Source organism: Rhodococcus maanshanensis NBRC 100610 (assembly GCF_001894865.1).
Taxonomy (GTDB): Bacteria; Actinomycetota; Actinomycetes; order Mycobacteriales; family Mycobacteriaceae; genus Rhodococcus_G; species Rhodococcus_G maanshanensis.
This window is the reverse complement of record NZ_BCXA01000032.1, coordinates 100,932-107,515: the sequence shown is the minus strand read 5'-3', so window position 1 is coordinate 107,515 and position 6,584 is coordinate 100,932. Positions and strand designations below refer to the sequence as shown.

6 protein-coding genes and 1 pseudogene are annotated in these 6,584 nt (G+C 71.6%); 4 read left to right on the top strand and 3 right to left on the bottom strand.

The features are described from left to right. The 4 genes and pseudogenes from RM1_RS16675 to RM1_RS16660 all read left to right on the top strand — a co-directional run. Positions 1-244: pseudogene (locus RM1_RS16675) on the top strand (Hsp70 family protein); the annotation flags it as partial. 59 nt (positions 245-303) lie between these two features. Then, positions 304-2,757, top strand: coding sequence for a LuxR C-terminal-related transcriptional regulator (locus RM1_RS16670; protein ID WP_083576781.1), 2,454 nt, complete (start codon positions 304-306; stop codon positions 2,755-2,757). Between the two features lie 107 nt (positions 2,758-2,864). Next, a complete protein-coding gene (locus RM1_RS16665; RefSeq protein WP_174562960.1) occupies positions 2,865-3,641 on the top strand; it encodes a hypothetical protein in 777 nt (258 codons plus the stop codon). 8 nt (positions 3,642-3,649) lie between these two features. Beyond that, on the top strand, positions 3,650-4,105 hold the full coding sequence (locus RM1_RS16660) for an RDD family protein (protein WP_174562962.1): 456 nt from the start codon (positions 3,650-3,652) through the stop codon (positions 4,103-4,105). 26 nt (positions 4,106-4,131) lie between these two features. Here RM1_RS16660 and RM1_RS16655 read toward each other — a convergent pair whose 3' ends face one another. Genes RM1_RS16655 through RM1_RS16645 form a run of 3 tightly spaced genes read right to left on the bottom strand, consistent with a single transcriptional unit; the run spans position 4,132 to position 6,491 of the window. Then, positions 4,132-4,647, bottom strand: a complete 516-nt coding sequence (locus RM1_RS16655; RefSeq protein ID WP_083576777.1) for a nitroreductase/quinone reductase family protein — start codon at positions 4,645-4,647, stop codon at positions 4,132-4,134. Between the two features lie 3 nt (positions 4,648-4,650). After that, positions 4,651-5,454 carry a family 1 encapsulin nanocompartment shell protein gene (locus RM1_RS16650; RefSeq protein WP_027501616.1) on the bottom strand — a complete coding sequence of 268 codons (804 nt, stop codon included), beginning with the start codon at positions 5,452-5,454 and terminating at the stop codon, positions 4,651-4,653. Continuing rightward, positions 5,451-6,491, bottom strand: a complete 1,041-nt coding sequence (locus tag RM1_RS16645; protein ID WP_072752854.1) for a Dyp-type peroxidase — start codon at positions 6,489-6,491, stop codon at positions 5,451-5,453. The genes RM1_RS16650 and RM1_RS16645 overlap by 4 nt, the downstream gene beginning before the upstream one ends. Between the last annotated feature and the right edge of the window lie 93 nt (positions 6,492-6,584).

The window sequence follows — 6,584 nt, the reverse complement described above, 5'->3', positions numbered from 1 at the left end:
GCCCGCGCCCCCGGCGGGCGGCGGGTACACGCCCCCACCCGCACCCCCGCAGGGTGACGGCGGCGGCCAGATCGCGAACGACTTCGTCGACGGCGTCGGCGGGGTTGCCACCGGTGTCGGCAACGGTGTCGGCGGCGTCGTGGAGGGTGTCGGCAACGGCGTCGGCGGCGTGCTCGGCGGCCTTGGCGGGGTGGTCGGCGGCGTCGGACAGGGCGTCGGCGGACTGCTCGGCGGCGGGCAGTAGGACCCCTCACCGTGCTGACCTCCGAATCCACCGTCATCCCGGCGACCACCCTCGCCGGGATGCCCGGCGCGCAGGCGTTCCTCTTAGCTGCGCGAACGGGCAACCCGCACATGCTGATCCGCGGATCGGCTGGCAGTGGCAAAACAGCCCTGCTCGCCGCCATCCGAGAAGACCTGCGAGCCAACGGGATCACCGTCGCCACGACCGCGGGTGCGGGCCTCGAACCCGGCGGCGCGCTGGTCGTCGACGACGCCCATCGGCTGCCCGACGCCGCGGTCGACGCGCTGACCACTGTCGCGCACCGCCAGGACATCACAGTGATCGTCGCGACCGAACCCCGGCCGCACAGCCGGGTCCTGCGCGCGCTCGGCGACACGCTCGGCTCACTGGTCCTCGACCCGATGTCCGCGCGGGACATCGTTGTTCGCGCGGAATCGACACTGGGCGTACGCCTTCCCATCGGGCTGGCCGCCGCGATCCTGCGGATCACCGGGGGTGGCGTGCAAACCGTCGACGCTGCGCTCGGCGCCCTGTCCCACCTCGACCCCGCCGAACCCCGTACCCAGGCCGCCCTGGAACGGGTACTCGACGCCGCGACGGCCGCACACCTGCGCGCCCGGCTCGCCGAGCTCGACGCGGACCTGCTGTGCACCCTGGCGATCGCCGCGATCGGCTCCGGTCCCGACCCCGTCGAACTCGTCCGGGTGCTGTCCGTCGACCCGGCCGCGGCGCAGGACCTGATCGACCGGGCCCGTGGCACCGGGCTTGTCTCGCACACCCTCCTGCCCGTCGCCCGCGAACCGCTCGCCGCCGTCCTCGGAACGCAGCGGGTGGCCCGGCTGCATGCCGACTCGCTGCGCGCGAAGCTGGCGGACGGCACCCTCGACCTCCCCGCCGCCCGTGCCTACGGCGAGGCGGGCGTGACGGATCCGAATCTCGCCGGGTTCCTCTGTGGCGCCGCCGAAGACGCCGAACCACCGCTTGCCGCGAGCCTGTACGCCGAGGCCGTCCGCGCCGGTGCCGATCGGGCCACCCTTGCCCTGCGCTGGTCGGAGGCGGCGGCACTGTGCGCAGACTTCGACACCGCGGTCGCCCTCACCGACGGCCTGCTCGAACGGGCTGCGGACCTGACCGACACCGAACTCGCCGCGGCCGTGCGGATCGCGGCGAGCGTCGCGGCGCAGCAGGGCATGCTCGGCCGCAGCGCCGATCTCTACGAATGGCTCGGTCCGGCCCGCGTCGGCCCCGACGCACCCGTCGCGGCCACCGTGCTCCTTGCGGCGGGGCGGCCGGCACAGGCCGAGGCCATGACGGACCGCCAGGCCGGCGCGCCCCCGACGTCGACGTCTGCGGGTGCCTCGCTGCTCGCGCAGGGCCTGCGGCAGTCGATCGACGGCCAGGTCGCGATCGCGGTCAACTCGCTGACCCGTGGACTGTCCCTGTCCGTCAACGGTTCCCGTCCCCGAATGCTCCCCGACAGCGGGGCCGCCATCACCGCGCTGGCAGGCATCGCCTGCGGCGAACTCGCGGGCGCCCAGGCCGTGCTGCAGCGGGCCCTGGACACAGAGCCGCGCGAGAGCACCACCCGTCAGCGGCACGAGTTGCTCCTGACCTGGATCGCCATGATCCGCGGCGACCTGGACGCTGCGACGGCCCGGCTCGACGCGATGCCGACGGAGACCGAGCCCGCGCCGCGCGACGCGCTGTTCGTCGCGGCGCTGCGGGTCGGACTGGCCCGCCGCGTCGGGGACATCGGCGCCCTCACCCACTCGTGGGAGCGAGCACACGGCGTCATCGCGGAGCACTCTGCCGATCTCTTCAGCCTGCTGCCGCTCGGCGAACTGTGGCTTGGCGCGGCCCGGCTGCGAGACACCGACCGGCTGGCGCACCTCATCGAGCAGGCCAGGGAGCTGCTCACCCGGCTCGGCGAACCGACGCTGTGGGGCTCGCCGTTGCACTGGTACGGCGTGCAGGCCGCGATCCTGGCCGAGAGCCCGGCGGAACTGCTGCCGCACGCCAACGCCCTCGGTGTCGCGGCCGAGACCAGCCCGTACGCGGCAGGGCTCGCGGCCGCGGGCCGCGCCTGGCTTCGGGTGCTGCAGGGCGAGATCGACGCGACCGTGGTCGAACAGTCCGCCCGCACCCTGGACCGCATCGGGTTGCCATGGGACGGTGCCCGTCTCGCCAGCGAGGCCGCGCTCCGCGCCTCGGACACCAGGACCGCCACCACGCTGCTGCAGGTCGCGCGCTCCCTGCGTCCGGCCGCGTCGTCGGCACCCGGCACCGTGGCGGGAACCGAACGCGAGCTCAGCGCGGGCCTGACCGACCGCGAGGCCGAGGTGGCGAACCTGTTGGTGATGGGCCTGACCTACCGGGACATCGGCGCCCGGCTGTTCATCTCGGCGAAGACCGTCGAGCACCACGTCGCCCGGATCCGCCGCCGCCTCGACGCCACCTCTCGCGCGGACATGCTCTCGATGCTGCGCGCGATGGGCCACGGCGCGGAGAACTGACCGCCGGGCTCGGGTCACGACCCCGACACATCCGGCGTCGTACCCGCCTGTGACACCTATGATCACGACCTGACCTCTTCGCGTCAGACCCCGAGCAGGGAGGGATCATGTCACCGGACGAGCAAGTCACGCCAACGTCGAACCGGCCGTTGACGAGCCTTCCCGGCGCCGACGCGGTGTTCCTGACGATCGGCGCCGCGGTCACGGCGGCCGAGGCGGTCGGCGCAACGGCCCGCTTCGCCCTCGACACGCTGCGCCGGGTGCCCGGGTTGGCCCGGCGCCTCGACGCCACGGCGGACGCGTTGCGGGCGCGAGGCGAGGACGTGGTGCGGACGGCCGCCCCGACCGTCCAGGACCTGCTGCGGCTCGTGATCCGGGAGGTGGTCGCGGCTGCCCTGCTCGAGGTCGATCTCACCCGCCTGGTGCGCGAGAACGTCGACCTCAACCTGATCGCCGAGTCCCTCGATCTGGACCGGATCGCCGCCACCATCGACATCGACGCGATCGCGGCCCGGCTCGACGTGGACGCCGTGATCGGCAGGCTCGACCTGGACGGCATCGTCGACTCCGTCGACCTCGACAGGCAGATCGAGCGGGTCGACCTCGACGAGGCGGCGCGACGAATCGACATCGACGCGATCATCGCGCGCGTGGACCTCGTCGGCCTCGCCGACGAGATCATCGAGGGCGTCGACCTGCCGGACATCATCCGGGAGTCGACGGGTTCGCTGTCGTCAGAGGCGGTTCGCGGGGTCAGGAGCCAGGGCATGCAGGCCGACGACGCCGTCGCAGGCTTCGTCGGCAGGCTGTTCGGCCGCGGCCCCGGCCAGGACGACGAGCTGCCGATGGGCGGCGACGATCGCCCCGGGAACCCGGCGCCGTGACCGACCGGATCGAGCAACCTCCGCACCGGCCCGCCGGGATCGTCACCCGCGCGACCGCCGCCCTGATCGACCTCGGGGTGGTGCTCGCGATCATGGGCGTGACCTACCTGGGCCTGGCCCTGGTGCGATTGCTGTACTCCCCGCAGAACTTCCGGTTCCCCGAGCCGGCCGCGCTGGCCTCCGCGACCGTCACCCTCACCGTGTCGATCGTGTACCTGACCGGTTGCTGGGCGACGACGGGGCGCACCGTCGGCGCGCTGGCGATGGGGCTGCGGGTCGTCACCGTGAAGGGCAGGCTGCTCCGGCTGCCCCGCGCCACCCTACGGGCCGTGCTCTGCGTCCTGTTCGCCTTCGGCCTGCTGTGGGCGGCCGTCGACCCCCACCGCCGGTCGCTGCAGGACATCGTCCTGCGGACCCGGGTCGTCTACGACTGGCGGAAGGAATCGAGCGAGCTGGTCGGCTGAGCGGTGAGACCCGTCCGTCGTCGGCCTCAGCCGCCCGCCCTTGGTTCGAGCACCATCACCGGGATCCGCCGATCGGGCGCGCGCTTCTCGTAGGCGGCTCTGCTGGGGTACACCTCCAGGTCCATGCGCCACAGTCGCTCCCGCTCCTCCCCCTCCGCCTCGTAGGCGACCACCCGCAGGGGCTCACCGCCCGCGACGGTGACCGTGGCGTCGGGGTGCTTGCGCAGATTGAAGTACCACGCCGGGTTCGAATGCTGTCCGTAATTCGAGGCGATCACCACGATCCGGTCCCCGTCCGGCATCCCGACAAGGGGGACGGTGCGGCTCGCCCCGCTCTTCGCCCCCGTGGTGGTGAGCATGACCAGCGGCAGCCCCGTGACGAGGGTCGTGAACGTGTTGCGCCCCTTGGTGAGCCGGTAGACCGGACCATCGATGTGGTGGAGCGTTCGGGCGAAGAACCACGACATGGGCTTGGTCCCGCCCAGGGTGCGCATGAACCTGAACAACGGATTCGCGTCCCGGTAGTTCGGTGAGTGCGTCATCGGTCAGCGTCCCAGGACGACGGCGGCCTCCGCCGTCAACGACGAAAAGGTCAGCGTCTCCTCGAGATACAGCGTCACCGACTCGGCGGTGTGGCTGTCGTACCCGATCGACAGGTCCGAACCCAGCGTGAGCTGGTTGTCGCCGCCCCTGGTGGACAGCACGTAGCCGCCCGTCACGGCCGGGGCCCAGACGATGTCGCCGACGAGATCCTTGAGGTGGTGGAACACCGGGTGTCCCTTGTCCCTGGTCTCGCTCACCGCCGTGTAGGTATCAGCATCGAGGACCAGCGAATACGGTCCCTCCACGCCGGCCAGTCGCAGCGCCGACAGCGCGGAGGCGACGGCGTCGGGGACCAACAGCGGGTCCTCGGGCAGCGACAGCGGCGGGTTGCTGCTCGACGGCCCCAGCCCGGCGATGCCGGCCTCCTCGAAGCCTGCGAACACGGTGCGGTCCTCGGCGAACGCGATCGCCTTGGCCGCGTCCTTGACCGGCTGCCAGTCGGAATCCAGCGACCCGCGGGCCACGTCGTCGATCTCCGCACGACTGAGCGTGAACGGGAAGCGCAGCTCGACCAGCGGGTGCACCTCGCGGAGCTGTGCCCGAATCCTGCTGTCCGATGCGGTGATCGAGCGCACGCGGCCGAGGTTGTGCGCGGAATAGGAGTAACCGAACGGACCGGCGACGTCGACAACCCGACGCCCGGCGACGTGACGCTTGAAGGTGCGCGCGGCCTCCTCGCCGATCTGCTCCCAGGCGGCCTCGGTCACCGGCGCCAGGTTCCGGTGCAGATTGCTCGAATCAGTCATTGGGACACTCCTTTGAGATCACCGATTTTCAGGGACAGGTCGCGCGGCGCGACCTCCTCCGGCTCCGCTTCCGCTTCCCCGGGCACGGGGACGTCGGCGAGCGCCTCCAACAGGTCCTGGCTCGGCACGAAGAACAGTGTGCCCGTCGCCGCCTGGGAGAAGTCCAGGATCCGGTCGTGGTTGCCGGGGGGATCGCCGAGGAACATGTGCTGCAGCATCAGCTCCGTGACGGCAGGGTCCTTCGCGTATCCGATGAAGTAGGTACCGAACTCGCCCGCGGAGAGGGACCCGAACGGCATGTTGTCGCGCAGGATCTCGCGCTCGGTCCCGTCGTCGTCGACGATGGTGTTGAGCGCGACGTGCGAGTTGTTCGGCAGGTCCGCGTCGTCGAGTTCGACGTTCTCGAGCTTCGTCCGTCCGATCACCCGCTCCTGCTCCTCGGTGCTCAGCTCGGCCCATGCGGCCATGTCGTGCAGGTACTTCTGGACGATCACGTAGCTGCCGCCCGCGAATGCGGGGTCCTCCGCCCCGATCAGGGCGGCCGCGCCGGCGCCTGCCCCTGTCGGGTTCTCGGTCCCGTCGACGAAGCCGAGCAGGTCGCGGGCGTCGAAGTAGCGGAATCCGTGCACCTCGTCCTCGACGGTCGCCGCATCGCCGAGCGCCGTGAGGATCAGACGCCCCAGCTCGAAGCACAGGTCCGCACGCGAGGCCTTGATGTGGAACAGCACGTCCCCCGGTGTGGCCGGCGCGCTGTGCACGTCGCCGCGCAGCGGGATGAAGGGATGCAGCCCGGCCGGTGTGGCGCTCGGCCCCACCCGATCCCAGAACTCCGAACCGAAACCCACCACGCAGGACAGTGACCCGGCGAGTTCGCGGAAGCCCACCGCCCGGACCAACGACCCGACGTCCGAGGCGACATCGCGGAGCCGGATCGCATCCTCGGTAGCGGGTCCCGCCGTCATCACCAGGAAGAGGGCCGCCGCGCTGAGCGGCACGAGGACCGGCTGTGGCACCGGTGGCGATGCGGGATCGGTCATGTTTCTCCCAGTACCTCGCGTGGGGCCACGGGTCACCGCCCCCACTTGCGTCGATGCTCTCGGACCGAGAGTAGGCGAATGGATAGGCTATCG

Excerpts from the sequence above, each read along its gene's own strand:
- RM1_RS16665 (WP_174562960.1), top strand. The coding sequence starts at position 2,865 with ATGTCACCGGACGAGCAAGTCACGCCAACGTCGAACCGGCCGTTGACG.
- RM1_RS16655 (WP_083576777.1), bottom strand. The coding sequence starts at position 4,647 with ATGACGCACTCACCGAACTACCGGGACGCGAATCCGTTGTTCAGGTTC.
- RM1_RS16670 (WP_083576781.1), top strand. The coding sequence starts at position 304 with ATGCCCGGCGCGCAGGCGTTCCTCTTAGCTGCGCGAACGGGCAACCCG.
- RM1_RS16645 (WP_072752854.1), bottom strand. The coding sequence starts at position 6,491 with ATGACCGATCCCGCATCGCCACCGGTGCCACAGCCGGTCCTCGTGCCG.
- RM1_RS16650 (WP_027501616.1), bottom strand. The coding sequence starts at position 5,454 with ATGACTGATTCGAGCAATCTGCACCGGAACCTGGCGCCGGTGACCGAG.